This is a genomic window from Xanthomonas prunicola (genome assembly GCF_025266575.1).
Taxonomy (GTDB): domain Bacteria; phylum Pseudomonadota; class Gammaproteobacteria; order Xanthomonadales; family Xanthomonadaceae; genus Xanthomonas; species Xanthomonas prunicola.
Window position 1 is genome coordinate 1,862,500 of record NZ_CP096142.1, and the last position, 14,835, is coordinate 1,877,334.

The 14,835-nt window shown below is 63.7% G+C and carries 14 protein-coding genes and 1 pseudogene; 5 read left to right on the forward strand and 10 right to left on the reverse strand.

Annotation, left to right across the window (positions count from 1 at the left end):
* Positions 1-29: 29 nt before the first annotated feature.
* The 4 genes from M0D43_RS07980 (at position 30) to M0D43_RS07995 (ending at position 3,880) form a co-directional block, all read left to right on the forward strand.
* Positions 30-1,679, forward strand: a complete 1,650-nt coding sequence (locus M0D43_RS07980; RefSeq protein ID WP_260808085.1) for an MFS transporter — start codon at positions 30-32, stop codon at positions 1,677-1,679.
* The gene (locus tag M0D43_RS07985) at positions 1,676-2,767 is read left to right on the forward strand and encodes an HlyD family secretion protein (protein WP_252164218.1); all 1,092 of its coding nucleotides are present in this window, start codon (positions 1,676-1,678) and stop codon (positions 2,765-2,767) included. Before M0D43_RS07980 ends, M0D43_RS07985 begins: the two co-directional genes overlap by 4 nt.
* A gap of 160 nt (positions 2,768-2,927) precedes the next feature.
* Positions 2,928-3,428 carry a GNAT family N-acetyltransferase gene (locus M0D43_RS07990; RefSeq protein WP_252164219.1) on the forward strand — a complete coding sequence of 167 codons (501 nt, stop codon included), beginning with the start codon at positions 2,928-2,930 and terminating at the stop codon, positions 3,426-3,428.
* Entirely contained in the window at positions 3,425-3,880 is a 456-nt protein-coding gene (locus M0D43_RS07995) for a nucleoside deaminase (RefSeq protein ID WP_252164220.1), read from the forward strand. Before M0D43_RS07990 ends, M0D43_RS07995 begins: the two co-directional genes overlap by 4 nt.
* Before the next feature lie 200 nt (positions 3,881-4,080).
* Here the strand turns inward: M0D43_RS07995 and hslU are convergent, their stop codons facing one another.
* The 8 genes from hslU to M0D43_RS08035 form a co-directional block, all read right to left on the reverse strand.
* Complete coding sequence (gene hslU, locus M0D43_RS08000; RefSeq protein ID WP_252164221.1) at positions 4,081-5,448, reverse strand: ATP-dependent protease ATPase subunit HslU; 1,368 nt, start codon at positions 5,446-5,448, stop codon at positions 4,081-4,083.
* Positions 5,449-5,558: 110 nt separating this feature from the next.
* Entirely contained in the window at positions 5,559-6,110 is a 552-nt protein-coding gene (gene hslV / locus M0D43_RS08005; RefSeq protein WP_252164222.1) for an ATP-dependent protease subunit HslV, read from the reverse strand.
* A gap of 381 nt (positions 6,111-6,491) precedes the next feature.
* Positions 6,492-7,409 (reverse strand): tyrosine recombinase XerC, encoded by a 918-nt coding sequence (xerC, locus tag M0D43_RS08010; protein WP_252164223.1) that lies wholly within the window; start codon positions 7,407-7,409, stop codon positions 6,492-6,494.
* Between the two features lie 205 nt (positions 7,410-7,614).
* Positions 7,615-8,286 carry a DUF484 family protein gene (locus M0D43_RS08015; RefSeq protein WP_252164224.1) on the reverse strand — a complete coding sequence of 224 codons (672 nt, stop codon included), beginning with the start codon at positions 8,284-8,286 and terminating at the stop codon, positions 7,615-7,617.
* A complete protein-coding gene (gene dapF, locus M0D43_RS08020; RefSeq protein WP_260808086.1) occupies positions 8,283-9,137 on the reverse strand; it encodes a diaminopimelate epimerase in 855 nt (284 codons plus the stop codon). Before dapF ends, M0D43_RS08015 begins: the two co-directional genes overlap by 4 nt.
* Positions 9,127-9,369, reverse strand: a complete 243-nt coding sequence (gene lptM / locus M0D43_RS08025; protein WP_260808087.1) for an LPS translocon maturation chaperone LptM — start codon at positions 9,367-9,369, stop codon at positions 9,127-9,129. Before lptM ends, dapF begins: the two co-directional genes overlap by 11 nt.
* Positions 9,370-9,426: 57 nt before the next feature.
* Positions 9,427-9,825, reverse strand: a complete 399-nt coding sequence (locus M0D43_RS08030; RefSeq protein ID WP_252164227.1) for a YbaN family protein — start codon at positions 9,823-9,825, stop codon at positions 9,427-9,429.
* A gap of 366 nt (positions 9,826-10,191) precedes the next feature.
* Positions 10,192-12,327 (reverse strand): S9 family peptidase, encoded by a 2,136-nt coding sequence (locus M0D43_RS08035; RefSeq protein ID WP_260808088.1) that lies wholly within the window; start codon positions 12,325-12,327, stop codon positions 10,192-10,194.
* 109 nt (positions 12,328-12,436) lie between these two features.
* Here M0D43_RS08035 and M0D43_RS08040 point away from each other — a divergent pair, with 109 nt between their 5' ends.
* Positions 12,437-13,621 (forward strand): pyridoxal phosphate-dependent aminotransferase, encoded by a 1,185-nt coding sequence (locus M0D43_RS08040; RefSeq protein WP_260808089.1) that lies wholly within the window; start codon positions 12,437-12,439, stop codon positions 13,619-13,621.
* Positions 13,622-13,924: 303 nt separating this feature from the next.
* On the opposite strand, the pseudogene M0D43_RS08045 reads toward M0D43_RS08040, so the two are convergent.
* Positions 13,925-14,200, reverse strand: a pseudogene (locus M0D43_RS08045) (P-loop NTPase family protein); the annotation flags it as partial.
* A 136-nt stretch (positions 14,201-14,336) separates the two neighbouring features.
* The gene (locus M0D43_RS08050; RefSeq protein WP_243391067.1) at positions 14,337-14,816 is read right to left on the reverse strand and encodes a hypothetical protein; all 480 of its coding nucleotides are present in this window, start codon (positions 14,814-14,816) and stop codon (positions 14,337-14,339) included.
* Positions 14,817-14,835 lie beyond the last annotated feature (19 nt).

Below are 14,835 nucleotides of genomic sequence, written 5' to 3' on the forward strand. Positions count from 1 at the left end.
GCTTCCGCAACCGGCCCTGCGAGTACTGCGTGCCCGACAAGTACGCCCCACGCGACTGGCAGCCCCACGAAAAGCCGACCCTGCCGGGGTCGGCATCCACGCCGCTGCACCCGACCCGGCGCCGCATTCAGTATGGCCTGGTCGGCCTGATGGTGGCGCTGACCGGCGGGCTGAGCAACGCGTTGGTCACCGCCAACCTGCCGTATCTGCAGGGCAGCCTGGGCGCCTACGCCACCGAAATGGCCTGGCTGCCGGCGGCCTACGTGATGACCAATATGTCGGCCAACCTGTTGCTGGTGAAGTTTCGCCAGCAATTCGGGCTGCGCCGCTTCACCGAGATCTTTCTGGCCTTGTATGCGGCCATCGCGCTGGCGCACCTGTTCGTGCACAGCCTGAGTTCGGCGATCACCGTGCGTGCGGCGCATGGGTTGGTCGGCGCGGCGCTCAGCTCGCTGGGGCTGTATTACGTGATCCAGGCATTTCCAACGAAATACCGGCTCAAGGCAGTGGTGCTGGGCCTGGGCGTGACCCAGCTGGCGTTGCCGCTGGCGCGGGTGTTCTCCACCGACCTGCTGGAATTCGGGCAGTGGCAAGGCCTGTACCTGTTCGAATTCGGGCTGGCGATCTTCGCCCTGGCCTGCGTGCTGGCGCTCAAGCTGCCACCAAGCGACCGCTACCGGGTGTTCGAGCCGCTGGATTTCGTCACATTCCCCTTGTTTGCAGTAGGTGCGGCAGGTCTTGCCGCAGTGCTTTCGCTCGGCCGCTTGCTGTGGTGGACCAGCACGCCGTGGCTGGGCGTGGTGCTGGCCGCGTCCATCGTGCTGCTGTGCACGGCAGCCTGGATCGAGCACAACCGTCGCCACCCGATGATCAACACACGCTGGCTGGCCAGCGTAGACATGCTGCGGCTGGGCCTGGCGATCCTGTTGATCCGGCTGGTGCTGTCCGAACAGAGCACCGGCGCAATCGGCTTCTTCCAGACCCTGGGCCTGGCCAACACGCAGCTGGAGACCCTGTTCACGCTGATGCTGCTGGGAGCGGCAGCGGGCGTGGCCGCCAGCGCATGGCTGATCAATCCGGCGCGGGTGGCCGAGCATCTGATCATTGCGGTGGCGGCGATCTGCATCGGCAGCTTCATGGATGCCGATGCCACCAGCCTCACCCGCCCCGAGCAGATGTACGTCAGCCAGTTCCTGCTGGCCTTCGGCAGCACTTTCTTCATCGGCCCGGCGATGGTGGCCGGGCTCGGCCGGGTGATCGCCCAGCCGAGCAATCTGATCAGTTTCATCGTGCTGTTTGGCATGGCGCAGAACATGGGCGGCTTGCTCGGCAGTGCATTACTGGGCACCGTGCAGGTGGTGCGCGAGAAATACCACTCCAGCCAGTTGGTAGAACACCTTGTGCTCACCGACCCGCAGGTGGCCGCGCGCGTGCAGGCCTATGCAAGCCTGTATGGCCGCAGCATCGGCGACCCGGTGCTGCGTCAGGCCCAGGGCGTACGCACGCTGGGCACGGTGGCCACGCGCGAAGCCAACGTGCTGGCCTATAACGACGTGTTCCTGCTGATCGGCTGTATCGCCATCGCCACAGGGGTGTGGATCCTGTCCGTGCTGGTGTGGCGACGCTATCTGCGGCCTCCCGTGTCACCTTCCCCTTCCGCTTCCACTGCGCGCCCATGAATACAACTGCCGATCCCACTGCCAATTCCGATCGCGCCCACCGTCGTCGCCGTCGTCGCATCGCCGGCGCGATCGGGTTTGGCGGGCTGGCGCTGATCGGCGTGGCGCTGGTCCTGTACGCATGGCGGCTGCCACCGTTCGTCAGCGCAATCGAGCGCACCGAAAATGCCATGGTGCACGGCCAGATCACCGTCATTGCGCCGCAGGTCAGCGGCTATGTCACGCAGGTCACGGTGCAGGATTTTGCGCATGTCAGACGTGGCCAACTGCTGGCCACCATCGACAACCGCATTTACGCCCAGCAGCTCGAACAGGCCAAGGCGCAGGTGCAGACCGCGCAAGCCAATCTCGCCAACTGGGAGCAGCAACGCCACAGCGCGCAGGCGTCCATCGCCGAACAGCGTGCCGCGCTGAGCAGCAATCAGGCCCTGAGCGATCGCACCCGCTCGGCCTATGCGCGTGCGCAACAACTGGCCAACCAGAAACTGGTGTCCGAACAGGACCGCGACACCGCTTATGCCGCGCGCGCCCAGGCCGCTGCGGGCGTCGCCCAGGCGCGTGCGGCGGTTCAGGCCGCCGAAGAGAATGCACGTAGCGTCACCGTCAATCGCGCAGCGCTCGAAGCGGCAGTGGCCAATGCGCAAGCGGCCGTACAACTGGCGCAGATCAACCTGGACAACACGCACATCCTGGCCCCGCGCGATGGCCAGCTTGGTCAGCTTGGCGTGCGCCAAGGCGCCTATGTCACCAACGGCACGCAGTTGATGTCGCTGGTGCCGGACACGCTGTGGGTCGTGGCCAATTTCAAGGAAACCCAGATGGCGAAGATCCGCATCGGTCAGCGCGCCAGCTTTACCGTAGACGCGCTGGACAACGCACGCCTGCATGGCCGCGTGCAGGAAATCTCGCCGGCTGCAGGCTCGGAGTTCAGCGTGCTACCGGCCGATAACGCTACCGGCAACTTCGTCAAGATCGCCCAGCGCATTCCGCTGCGCATCAGCGTCAACCCCAGCCAGCCGCTGGCGCCGCGGCTGCGGCCGGGCATGTCGGTGGTAGTGGCCGTCGATACCGACAGCGCAGTCGACTGAGTACAACCGACACCTGACGCAGGTCACCAGCGCCTGCGCGACTACTGCGGCCGGCGTTGTATGGCGCACACTCGCCTTGGCGGGGTAGGTTGTTTGGGCCAGCACTGCCCACAGGCGTGCACTTCCCGCTCAGTGACGGCGCAGCCGCTATCATGCGGTGATGCCCACCACACCCCTCCCTTCCCTGCACTGGCAGCACCTGCGGTTTGCGCAGCTGAGCACCGCGCAGTTGTATGCACTGCTGCAGCTACGCACGGATGTGTTTGTGGTGGAGCAGCAATGCGCCTATCCGGAACTGGATGGCAAAGACACCGATCCCGCTGTGCTGCATGTGCTGGGCATGACCACTAACGCAGAGCTTGCGGCTTACCTGCGCGTGCTACCGCCCGGCTTGAGTTATCCCGAGCCGAGCCTCGGCCGCGTGGTCATCGCTGCTGCACATCGCGGCGCCGGACTGGCACACGCACTGCTGCACGAAGGCATCCGGTTGGTGCACACGCAATGGCCCGGTAGCGCAATCCAGCTTGGCGCGCAGGCACATCTGCATTCGTTCTACGCTGCGCATGGATTTGTGCCCGCCTCCGCACAGTATCTGGAAGACGGCATTCCACATCTCGACATGCTGCGCCCTGCCGGCGCGTCCCCTTTGGAGTTCGTATGATCACTACCCCCGACTACCGCGCACTGCTCGACACCGCCATTACCGAGGCACGCCAGGGCCTGACCGAAGGCGGCATCCCGATCGGCGCGGCGCTGTATCACAACGACGGGCGCCTGCTCGGTTGCGGCCATAACCGCCGCGTGCAAGAAAACGACCCGTCGGTGCATGGCGAGACCGACGCGTTCCGCAAGGCGGGCCGCCAGCGCCGCTACAAGGACACCATCATGGTCACCACGCTGGCCCCGTGCTGGTACTGCAGCGGGCTGGTGCGCCAGTTCAATATCGGTACGGTGGTGGTCGGCGAATCGGTCACCTTCCAGGGCGGTATTGCGTGGCTGCGCGAGCATGGCGTCAACGTGATCGATCTGCAGAGCCAGGAATGCATCGATCTGCTCGGTGGCTATATTTCTGCCAACCCGGATGTGTGGAACGAGGATATTGGCGAGGATTGAGATCAGCACGAATGCAGGTGCGCAGCCGTACGCGGTGACAGGCATCGGGCAATATCACGTCGCAGTAGGCGCTGCTGTTTAGCCCGCGTCGCAGTGCCGATCTGCACCAAACCCCGCCGTGTCCGCCGTGCCCCTGCAAACAAAAAGACCCGCCAATGGCGGGTCTTTTTAATCCGTGCGCACGTTGCCGTGCAACGCGATCAAAGGATGTAGCGGCTCAGGTCCGGATCCTGCACCAGCTCACCCAGCTGCGCGTCCACATACGCAGCATCGACGGTAACGCTCTGCCCATCGCGGTCCGGCGCTTCGTAGCTCAGCACATCGAGCAAACGTTCCAGCACCGTGTGCAGACGACGCGCACCGATATTTTCCTGGCGCTCGTTGACCTGCGCGGCGATCTCGGCCAGGCGCTCCACCGCATCGGCGCCGAAGGTCAGCGTGACGCCCTCGGTCTGCAACAAGGCTTCGTACTGCTTGATCAACGCCGCCTTGGGCTCGGTGAGGATGCGCACGAAATCGGCCTTGGTCAGCGCGGTCAATTCGACACGGATCGGGAAACGGCCCTGCAATTCGGGAATCAGATCGCTGGGCTTGGCCAGGTGAAACGCGCCCGAGGCAATGAACAGGATGTGGTCGGTCTTGACCGTGCCGTACTTGGTCGACACGTTGGAGCCTTCCACCAGCGGCAGCAGATCGCGCTGCACGCCTTCGCGACTGACATCGCCGCCATTGGAGCCGGCTTCGCCGCGTTTGGCCACCTTGTCGATCTCATCGATGAAGACGATGCCGTGCTGCTCGCACGCTTCGATCGCCGCGGTACGCACGTCGTCTTCGTTGACCAGCTTAGCGGCCTCTTCTTCGATCAACAGTGGGCGCGCTGCCTTGATGGTGAGCTTGCGCTTCTGCGACTTGCCGCTGCCCAGATTGGAAAACATCTGCCGCAATTGCTGGCCCATTTCTTCCATGCCAGGCGGGGTCATGATGTCCATGCTGGCGTTGACCGCCACTTCCAGTTCGATCTCGCGCTCGTCCAGTTCGCCGTTGCGCAGCATGCGGCGGAACTTGATGCGGGTATCGTTGTCCTGGGACGACGGCTCGCTACGCGCCGCTTCCGGGTCAAACCCAATACCGGCCGCGCGACGCGGCAACAGCGCATCCAGGATGCGATCTTCGGCACGCTCTTCGGCTTGATTGCGCACGCGCACCTTGGCCTGCTCGCGATACAGCTTGACGGAGGTGTCAGCCAGATCGCGAATGATCTGCTCGACGTCCTTGCCGACATACCCCACTTCGGTAAAGCGCGTGGCTTCCACCTTGACGAACGGCGCATTGGCCAACGTAGCCAAGCGTCGCGCGATCTCGGTCTTGCCCACACCCGTGGGGCCGATCATCAGGATGTTCTTGGGCATCACCTCGTTGCGCAGTTCTTCCGGCAACTGCATCCGACGCCAGCGATTACGCAGCGCGATGGCAACCGCGCGCTTGGCGTCGTGCTGGCCAACGATATGACGGTCGAGCTCCTGCACGATTTCGCGCGGAGTCATGGTTGAGGTATCGGGATTTGGCATTGGGGAATCGAAAATTGGGAAAGGGGAATTGCAGGAGCAAAAATCACGAGCCTATGTCGTCGAAGTGGGGACGAAACCGCTGTTGCGATTCCCGATTCCCCACTCCCGGTTCACAGCACCTCAACCACCACGTTGCGATTGGTATAGATGCAGATGTCGCCGGCGATATTGATCGCTTCGGTGGCAATGGTCTTGGCATCCAGCTCGGTATGCGCCAGCAGTGCGCGTGCGGCCGACAAGGCGTACGAGCCGCCAGAACCAATGGCGATGATGCCGTCTTCCGGTTCGATCACATCGCCGGTACCGCTGATGATCAGCGAGGTCTCTTTATCGGCCACGGCCAGCAGCGCTTCGAGCTTGCCCAGGCGGCGCTCGGTGCGCCAATCCTTGGCCAGCTCCACAGCGGCGCGAGTCAACTGCCCGTGTTTGTCGAGCTTGGCTTCGAACAACTCGAACAGGGTAAACGCATCGGCGGCGGCGCCGGCGAAACCGGCCAGCACCTGGCCATCGCGCCCGAGCCGGCGCACCTTGCGCGCATTGCCCTTCATGACCGTATGGCCAAGGGTAACCTGGCCATCGCCAGCGACGGCGACATGCCCACCACGTCGAACCGAAATGATGGTGGTGGCGTGAACGATGTTGGGGTTCTGGCTAGGGTCCATGGATCCTCCGGGGGTTTCCAAGGAGGTGGGGACGCACGTGCCGGGTTCAAGCGCGCTGCGGCCAAGCGCCGCAGGCCGGTACTGCCGCGCTCACGTGCGAGACCGCAATCGCTGTGGCACACGGCCACTCAGCTCGACTGGCCGCAGCAAACCGCGGGCTTGGCTTCGATACAGCGCCATCGCCAGCAAAAATTTCTGCGACGCGTGCGCTGCTCCTGCACACCCACCCTACCCGTCTTCCGGCGGGAGAGGGGCTGTCAGCGTTTGCAAACATCGATTCTTGCGCTGGATGCGCGCATCACCTGCTGCGTCCGTGCCGTTCGGTCATGCATGGCACGAGGACGCTTTACTGCTTACCCATTGCGTTTTACTGCTTGGCGCTTATTCGGTAGCTTTCTTGCGCTTCGCACGCGGATGCGCGGCGTCGTAGACCTTCGCCAAATGCTGGAAATCCAGATGTGTGTAGATCTGGGTCGTTGCGATGTCCGAGTGGCCCAGCAGCTCCTGCACGCCACGCAGATCGCCTGACGATTCCAGGATATGACTGGCGAAACTGTGCCGCAGCATATGCGGATGCACGTCCTTGAACATGCCCTGGCGCACAGCCAGTTGCTTGATGCGGATCTGCACCGCGCGTTGCGAAATCGCACCGCCCGCGCGCCCCGGAAATACGTGCGTATCGGCACTTGCACCACTATCGCGGCGCCACTCGCGCAAGGCGGCGATGGCGTGCGAGCCCACCGGTACCAGGCGCTGCTTGCTGCCTTTACCAAGCACCATCACCAGGCCGCTATCCAGATCCAGATCGCGCCAGCGCAACGCGCATAACTCGCTCAGGCGCAGCCCGGAGGAATAGAACAATTCCAGCAGCGCGCGATCGCGCAGACCCAGTGGCGCATCGGTCGGGACTTCCACCAGACGCACGGCTTCGTCGGCATCCAGCACTTGCGGCAACTTGCGCGGCGCCTTGGGTGCGCGCAATGCCGCCGCTGGACTGGCTGCGATACGGCCATGCTTGAGCAACCAGGCGTAATAGCTGCGGCAAGCCGACAAGCGACGCTGCAGGCTTTTAGGCGAGAGACCCCGTCGGTGCTCTGCCGCGACGAACTGCCGCAAATGGGCGCTATCGAGCTGCGCACTGTCGAGAGGCATGACAGTGTGCTGTGCGCCGTCTTCGGTGGTGTGTTCGGCCGTCCAGGCCACCAACGCGGCAAGATCGCGTCGATACGCGTCCAGCGTGTGCGCCGACACCTGCCGCTCGACCTGCAGGTACGTCAGGAACTCGTCGACCGATGACACCTCAGCGCTCTCGATACCGTGGCATGGATGCGGTCATCCGCTTGCACAGATAGCCCTGCAACATCCACGCAGACGTTGCGCCTTGCAGTTGCAGTTGCAGTTGCAGAAATTCTTCGACAGCTGGCAACACCTCACACTCCTCGCCGCCGAAGCAGCGACGCCATCGGCGGGGTATTGCCGACCCGGAGGCGTGCAATAGCCAGCCTCACACGTCGAAGCGTTGCAATGCCACGCTCAGCGATTCGCCCATCATGCGCAGGAACAACGTGCCCATTCCCGGATAGAACCGGTTGGCGTCGCTGCTCCCCACCGCGATCAGGCCGATGCCCGGCAGCGGCAATAGCGCGGTGGATTGCACGTCGCTGGCCTGGGCACCGTAAAGCAGCGCATGTTTGTCAGCGTGCAGGCGGCCGCAAATGGGCTCGCCATCGCTCAGGCAATCGCGAAACGGGGCCAGCCGCGCATCGTCGGTTGCGATGATCTGCAGCCAGTCCGCATCCAGCGCATCAACCCGTTTGAGCACTACCAAGCGCACCAGTTCGCCATTGAAATCTTCCGCCAACGAAGCCGCCATGGCCTTGAGCGTGTCAGCCGCGCTGGTCTGGCGCATCAACGCCAGCGTGAGCTGATGCGTACGCACCGCCAGCCGCTCGTTCTCCTGCGCATTGCTGCCCAGCTCGTGCAGGCGACGCGACAGTTCGCGATTCTTATCGCGCAGCACTTCGAGTTGGTAGGTCGCCAGCGAGGCGGCGGGGCCGTCGTCGCGCGGGACCAGCAAGCTCGCCGCCAGATCCGGGAACTGTTTGAGGAAGGTCGGGTGACGTCGCAGCCAGGTGGCCACTTCGTGTGCGCCGAATTTGTCCGCGTTCTCGCTCATCGGTTCCACTCTCCATCGAAGACGAACACAGCCGGGCCGGACATGACCACTTGCGCGTGGTCACCGGGCCAACGAATGCGCAGCTCGCCACCTGGCAAGGACACCTGCACGTCACGCTCGACGCGGCCGCGCTGCATCAGCACCACCGCAGCCGCACAGGCGCCACTGCCGCAGGCCAGCGTTTCTCCCACACCGCGCTCGAACACGCGCAGGCGCACATGCGTAGGGTCGACCACCTGCACGAAACCCACATTGACCGAATCGGGAAACGCGGCGTTCTGCTGCAGCAGCGCGCCGACGCGTTCGACCGGCGCCGCATCCACGCGACCGACTTCGACCACCGCATGCGGGTTGCCCATCGACACCGCGCCAAAGCGCACGGTCTCGCCGTGCACCGGCAGCGCATACTCGTCGCGCGCATGCGCGAACCCGGCCAGCGGAATCTGGGCGGGCTCGAACTGCGGCATGCCCATCGCCACCGCGTAGCGATCGCCGTCAAGGCGTTCGACTGCATGCGCGGTGACGGGGCTATCGATCATGAAACGCTCGCCCCGGGCGGTGCCATCGCGCACCAGCCACGCGGCGACACAGCGCGCGCCGTTGCCGCATTGGCGCGCGGCCGAGCCGTCGGAATTCCAGATGCCATAGGCCGCCACGGCACCTTCGCTGCGCGGCGCTTCGATGGTCAGGATTTGATCGCAGCCAACCCCGACGTGGCGGTCGGCTAATTGCGCTGCCAGCGCGGCATCTGGCGGCGGCGTGCCGTCGCGCAGGTCCAGCACCACGAAATCGTTGCCGGCGCCGTGCATTTTGGTGAAACGCTGACGCTCGCTGCGACCGTCAGCGCTCATTGCCGCTGCTAGCGGGCTGGTCTTTGGTGGGTGCGGGCTTGGCGCTGCTGTCCACCGGTTCGGGCGCAGGCGTGGGCTCTTCCGCCGGCTGCGGCTGTGGCACGGGCTGGGCTTCCACCGGCACCGGCTTCTGCGGCATTACCAGCGGGCCCTTGTTACCGCAGGCGGCAAGCAGGACAAGGCTCGCACTAACCAGTGCGAGACGAACAGACGGTCGGGACATGATGCTCATGGCCCGAAGTATAGCCAGAACACCGTTACGGCCGTGCGCTCGGCGCATGTGCTGTGTTCAGTGCGCGGCTGGCAGCGGGCGCGGCGGAGGTTCGGGGCGCAGCCACAGCCAGATCGCCACGACGGCCATGCTGCCGATCGACAGGCACTTGACCCAGACCACCGGCACGCACCAAAGCATGATCGCGGCGCAAAGCGCCATGGTCAGCGTCGCCATCCACTTGGCCTTGCGGCTGACCGCACGGTAGGTCTGCCATTCCACGATCGCCGGGCCGAAGCGCGGATGCGACAGCAACCAGTGATGCAAGCGCTCCGAACCGTGTGAGGCGGCCCAGGCCGAGATCAGGATGAAGACCGTAGTCGGCAGACCCGGCACGAAAACTCCGACGATGCCGGTCGCCAGGCTGGCGTAGGCCAGCAACCACCAGGCCCAGCGGAATCGAGTCGGTCGCGTCATGCGCAAATGATACGGCCAACAATAAGGTTTGGTGAGTCTGCCCTGCGGTGGTGATTGTGTTCGCTGCAGAAGGGCGCGCGGGGCGCGGCGGGCGGCGATGCAGCGCGCTGGAGGCCATACATTGCATGGTGCCCAGCCTCGCTGCGGACAGGAATATCCCCCATTTGCAGGGACGCCTGCCTGCGGTGCTCCGCGCGATCTAGGACGACGCAGCGAACGCAATCAGCAGATTCAGGAAAAGCCAGACTACGGAGCGGAAGATGGAAGAGATGCGAGTCGCTCGCGTCCGAACGAGCAGCGAGCTCCCAAGACCACGCCATCCGCTCTCACGAATCCCAAATCCCGCCCCCACTCCCAGCCTTCGAGCTACTTCACGCCCAACTGGTCCAGCACGAACGCATACGACTCGGCAAGTTCGCGATAGCGGCGGAAACGGCCGGATTTGCCGCCATGCCCGGCTTCCATGTTGGTGCGGAACACGATCGGCTGCGTGCCGGTATTGTCGTCGCGCAGCTTGGCCACCCACTTGGCCGGCTCCCAATACTGCACCTGCGAATCCCACAATCCAGTGCCGACGAACAGTGCCGGGTACGCCTGCTTGCGCACGTTGTCGTACGGCGAGTACGACAGCATGTAGTCGTAATAGTCCTTGGTTTCCGGGTTACCCCACTCGTCGTATTCGTTGGTGGTGAGCGGGATACTGGCGTCCAGCATCGTGGTGACCACATCGACAAATGGCACCTGCGCGACCATCACGCGGTAGTCCTGCGGGGCCATGTTGGCCACTGCGCCCATCAACAGGCCGCCCGCGCTGCCACCGGACGCAGCCACGCGGTCCTTGGCGGCGTAGCCCTGTGCGACCAGGCCGCGGGTGACATCGATGAAGTCGTTGAAGGTGTTTTTCTTGTGCAGCAACTTGCCATCGTCGTACCACTGCCGGCCCATCTCCTGGCCGCCACGGATATGTGCGATGGCATACACCACACCGCGGTCCAGCAGACTGATCGCCGGCAGATTGAAGGACGGGTCCATCGACATGCCGTAGCTGCCATAGGCGTACTGGAACAACGCTGCGCTGCCGTCCTTCTTGAAACCCTTTTTGTAGACCAGCGACACCGGCACCTTGACGCCGTCGCGCGCGGTCACCCACACGCGTTCGGTCACGTACTTGCTGGCGTCGTAGCCGATCACCGGTTGCTGCTTGAGCAGTTTGCGCTCGCCGGTGGCGGTGTTGAGCTCGTAGGTGGTGGCCGGAGTCGTCAGCGAGGTGTAGCTATAGCGCAACCAAGCGGTGTCCGGCTCGGAATTAACCGAAAGTCCCATCGAATACGCCGGCTCATCCGCCTTGACATATTGCGGTTCCCCCGCAGGAGCCCGCACATTCATGTGCGGACTGTTGAATTGAAGGCGCACGCGCTCCAACCCGCCGGAGCGTTCTTCGATGGCGGTGAACCCATCGAACAACTCGAATTTTTCGATGTAGACGCTGTCGTCGTGCGCCACCCAATCGGTCCACTGCTTGCGCGTGGTCGCATCGGTGGGCGCGGTGACCAGTTTGAAGTTCCTGGCGTCATCGGCATTGGTGCGGATCACCCAACGGCCATCGAAATGCTCGGCGTGGTATTCCACATCGCGCTCGCGCTTGGCCAGCACCTTGAAGGTATCCGGCTTGGCAGCCAGCGCATAGCGGGTTTCCGAAGAAACCGTGCTTTCAACAGCAATCGTGATGTACTTGTCGTCGCGGGTGCGGCCGATGCCCATGTAGAAGCTGTCGTCCTTCTCTTCGTACACCAGCACGTCGTCCTTGGACGGCGTGCCCAGCACGTGCTTTTTCACGCGCACGGTGAGCAGCGTTTCCGGGTCGTTTTCGACGTAGAACAGCGTCTTGTTGTCGTCGGCCCAGACCACGTTGGGCGAGACGCCTTCCACGGTGTCCGGATAGAGTTCGCCGGTGTCCAGATTCTTGAAGCGGATGGTGTATTGGCGGCGGCCGACGGCATCGTCGGCCCAGGCCAGGATGCGGTTGTCGTGGCTCACTTCGGCATCGCCGACGCTGAAATAGCCCTTGCCTTCCGCCATCTTGTTCACATCGAGCAGGATCTCTTCCGGCGCGTCCATGCTGCCCTTGCGGCGCGCCTGGATCGGATAATCCTTGCCGGCTTCGAAGCGGGTGTAATACCAGTAACCGCGCTGGCGATACGGCACGCTGGCATCGTCCTGTTTGATGCGTCCGACGATCTCGGTATACAGCGCTTCTTCCAACGGCTTCAGCGGCGCCATCAGCTTGTCGGTGTAGGCATTCTCGGCGTTGAGATAGGCCAGCATCGCCTTGTCTTCGCGCTTGTCGTCTCGCAACCAGTAATAGTCGTCGTTGCGGGTCGCGCCGAACGGCGCCTTGACCATATGCGGGTGTCTGGCGACATCTGGTGGCGAAGGAAGGGCGGCGAAGGCGGGGGATGTGGTCATCAGGCTGGCGATCAGAAGAGTGAGGGCTTGCTTCATCAGATTGGGGTCCGTCGGATGAACGCAATGCCATCCCAGCACTCGAGTGTGGAAGAGCTCTTTGGCTGGCGTCATGTGTCCTAGGTCATGCTGGTCTATCATCGAAACGATGGATTCCAGACTTCCGTACGCAGGCGGCTACAGCCGCCGCAGCCAGGACATCGCCCCGTTCCACGTCATGTCGCTGCTTGCTCGCGCCAATGCGCTTGAGCAGGCCGGCCATGATGTGATCCATCTGGAAATCGGCGAGCCCGATTTCACTACCGCAGCGCCGATTGTCGCTGCCGGCCAGGCGGCACTGGCGGCCGGCCACACCCGCTACACCGCCGCACGCGGGCTGCCGGCACTGCGCGAGGCGATTGCGGGGTTCTATGCGCAGCGCTACGCATGCAACGTCGATCCGGAGCGGATTCTGGTCACACCGGGCGGTTCTGGAGCATTGCTGCTGGCCAGCAGCCTGCTGGTAGATCCGGGCAAGCATTGGCTGCTCGCCGACCCTGGCTACCCTTGCAACCGGCACTTTCTGCGCCTGGTCGAAGGCGCCGCGCAACTGGTGCCGGTCGGCCCGGACACCGACTATCAGTTGACCCCTGCGCTGGTGGAGACCTGCTGGAACAACGACAGCGTGGGCGCTTTGGTGGCCTCGCCAGCAAACCCAACCGGCAGTGTGCTCTCTCGCTCGCAACTGGCTGGGCTCTCGCAGACGCTACATGCGCGCGGCGGCCATTTGGTGGTGGACGAGATCTACCACGGCCTGACCTACGGCCTGGACGCGCACAGCGTGCTGGAAGTGGACGACAGCGCGTTCGTGTTAAACAGTTTTTCCAAGTACTTCGGCATGACCGGCTGGCGCCTGGGCTGGCTGATCGCACCGCCCGACGCGGTGCCGGAACTGGAAAAGCTGGCGCAGAATCTGTACATCAGCGCCTCGACGATTGCCCAGCACGCCGCGCTGGCCTGCTTTACGCCTGAGAGCATCGCCATTTTCGAAGCGCGCCGCGCCGAGTTCCAGCAACGTCGCGATTATCTGCTGCCGGCCTTGCGTGCGTTGGGTTTCGCTATCGCGCTCGAACCGCAAGGCGCGTTTTACTTGTATGCGGACATCAGCGGATTTTCAGATGACGCGCAGGCGTTTTGCGCGCACTTCCTGGAGACCGAACATGTTGCGTTTACGCCCGGCATCGACTTCGGCCACTACCGCGCCAATCAGCACGTACGCATCGCCTACACCCAGAGCCTGCCGCGCCTGGAACAGGCAGTGGAACGCATTGCACGTGGCATACGCAGTCTGTAGACGTGCCTTGCTGACGCCACATCGCCTGCCATCCATGAGAAGTGCTGAGCGCGGCTTCGCGATCAATCGCCTTCTGCCGTGACACCACGCTGCGAGCCGCTGTCACTGTCGCAGACCTGGCGATTTCAAATTTTCAAGGCGATAAAATTGATTGATCGCCGGCAACGTCAGCAACGCGCTCTTCGGCAAGCTGCTGCGCTCGAATATCCTCGCAAGGTCTTTGCGTTTCCTGCGTTCGACGACCGCGATGTGGCGCAGCATCTCCCACCTCACGTGCTCCCTGGCGCCATCGAGGCCGCCGCAACGGCGCTGCTCGACGCAGGTTCGGCGCAGATAGCGCATCAGGCTGGTCGTCACCGGAATGTCCAATAGAACAACGCCCGTTGCACGCGCCAGACGCTGCGGCAGGCACCCCAGGTAATTGCCATCCATCACCCACTGCTCTGCGCCAATGGCCACATCGTGAAGCGCGAAAAAGTCCTGCCTGGGGCGAGGTAACCAGGCAGTGTTTGGAAAATGATGCAGTTGATCCAGATGCACGCATGCGCATCCGCGCTTGCGCGCGATCGCCTGGGCCAAGGTCGATTTACCGCTGTTGGACGGCCCGAGAATGCATATCCGCGGCCTCAGATCCTCGAGTTTCATTGCGCCCCGCCAGGGATATCGCTCGTGGGCATCGCGGCGGCAACAACCAGGCCGAGCGCGCCACACAGTGTTACCTCGGTGCACAGCTGTCCAGATCGAAGAACTGCCGTGCAATCGCTTGCCGCTGGCCTGGCGCCGCTCGGTACCACAGCGCTTCACGCAAGTCGGGCAACAAGAAATGCGCAGGCGCCGGCATGCCGGCGCGTGGAAGCTCGCTTAGGACACGATAAGTGGCATCGGTGCCGATGTAGCCCACATCGCCCAGAGGGCGCGGCCCACCATCGGGATCCGGGGCCTGCCAACCCGGCGCGGTCACATCGGCGGTGGACGCCATGTGCTGGCTGTCGTCGCTGCCGCCGCTCCAGGGCAAAAACCATGCATCCCCTCCGGTACGGGAAGAATGCACCCGCAAGGCCACCTGCGCCGGCCAGTGCGGACCGCTGGCAACGGCCAGAAAGCGGGCTTGCGTATCGGCATCGTCGCGCAGCACGTAGCGTGCATTCTCGACCGCGCACGCGCCGACCGCCAAGGTCAGCATCAAGCCGAACATCGATCACACCCCGCGTCGT

Coding starts and splice junctions, on each gene's coding strand:
- hslU (WP_252164221.1), bottom strand. CDS start 5,448: ATGCCAAATCCCGATACCTCAACCATGACTCCGCGCGAAATCGTGCAG.
- M0D43_RS08040 (WP_260808089.1), top strand. CDS start 12,437: ATGGATTCCAGACTTCCGTACGCAGGCGGCTACAGCCGCCGCAGCCAG.
- M0D43_RS08035 (WP_260808088.1), bottom strand. CDS start 12,327: ATGAAGCAAGCCCTCACTCTTCTGATCGCCAGCCTGATGACCACATCC.
- M0D43_RS08050 (WP_243391067.1), bottom strand. CDS start 14,816: ATGTTCGGCTTGATGCTGACCTTGGCGGTCGGCGCGTGCGCGGTCGAG.
- M0D43_RS08015 (WP_252164224.1), bottom strand. CDS start 8,286: ATGAGCGAGAACGCGGACAAATTCGGCGCACACGAAGTGGCCACCTGG.
- dapF (WP_260808086.1), bottom strand. CDS start 9,137: ATGAGCGCTGACGGTCGCAGCGAGCGTCAGCGTTTCACCAAAATGCAC.
- M0D43_RS07985 (WP_252164218.1), top strand. CDS start 1,676: ATGAATACAACTGCCGATCCCACTGCCAATTCCGATCGCGCCCACCGT.
- M0D43_RS07995 (WP_252164220.1), top strand. CDS start 3,425: ATGATCACTACCCCCGACTACCGCGCACTGCTCGACACCGCCATTACC.
- M0D43_RS07990 (WP_252164219.1), top strand. CDS start 2,928: ATGCCCACCACACCCCTCCCTTCCCTGCACTGGCAGCACCTGCGGTTT.
- lptM (WP_260808087.1), bottom strand. CDS start 9,369: ATGAGCATCATGTCCCGACCGTCTGTTCGTCTCGCACTGGTTAGTGCG.
- M0D43_RS08030 (WP_252164227.1), bottom strand. CDS start 9,825: ATGACGCGACCGACTCGATTCCGCTGGGCCTGGTGGTTGCTGGCCTAC.
- hslV (WP_252164222.1), bottom strand. CDS start 6,110: ATGGACCCTAGCCAGAACCCCAACATCGTTCACGCCACCACCATCATT.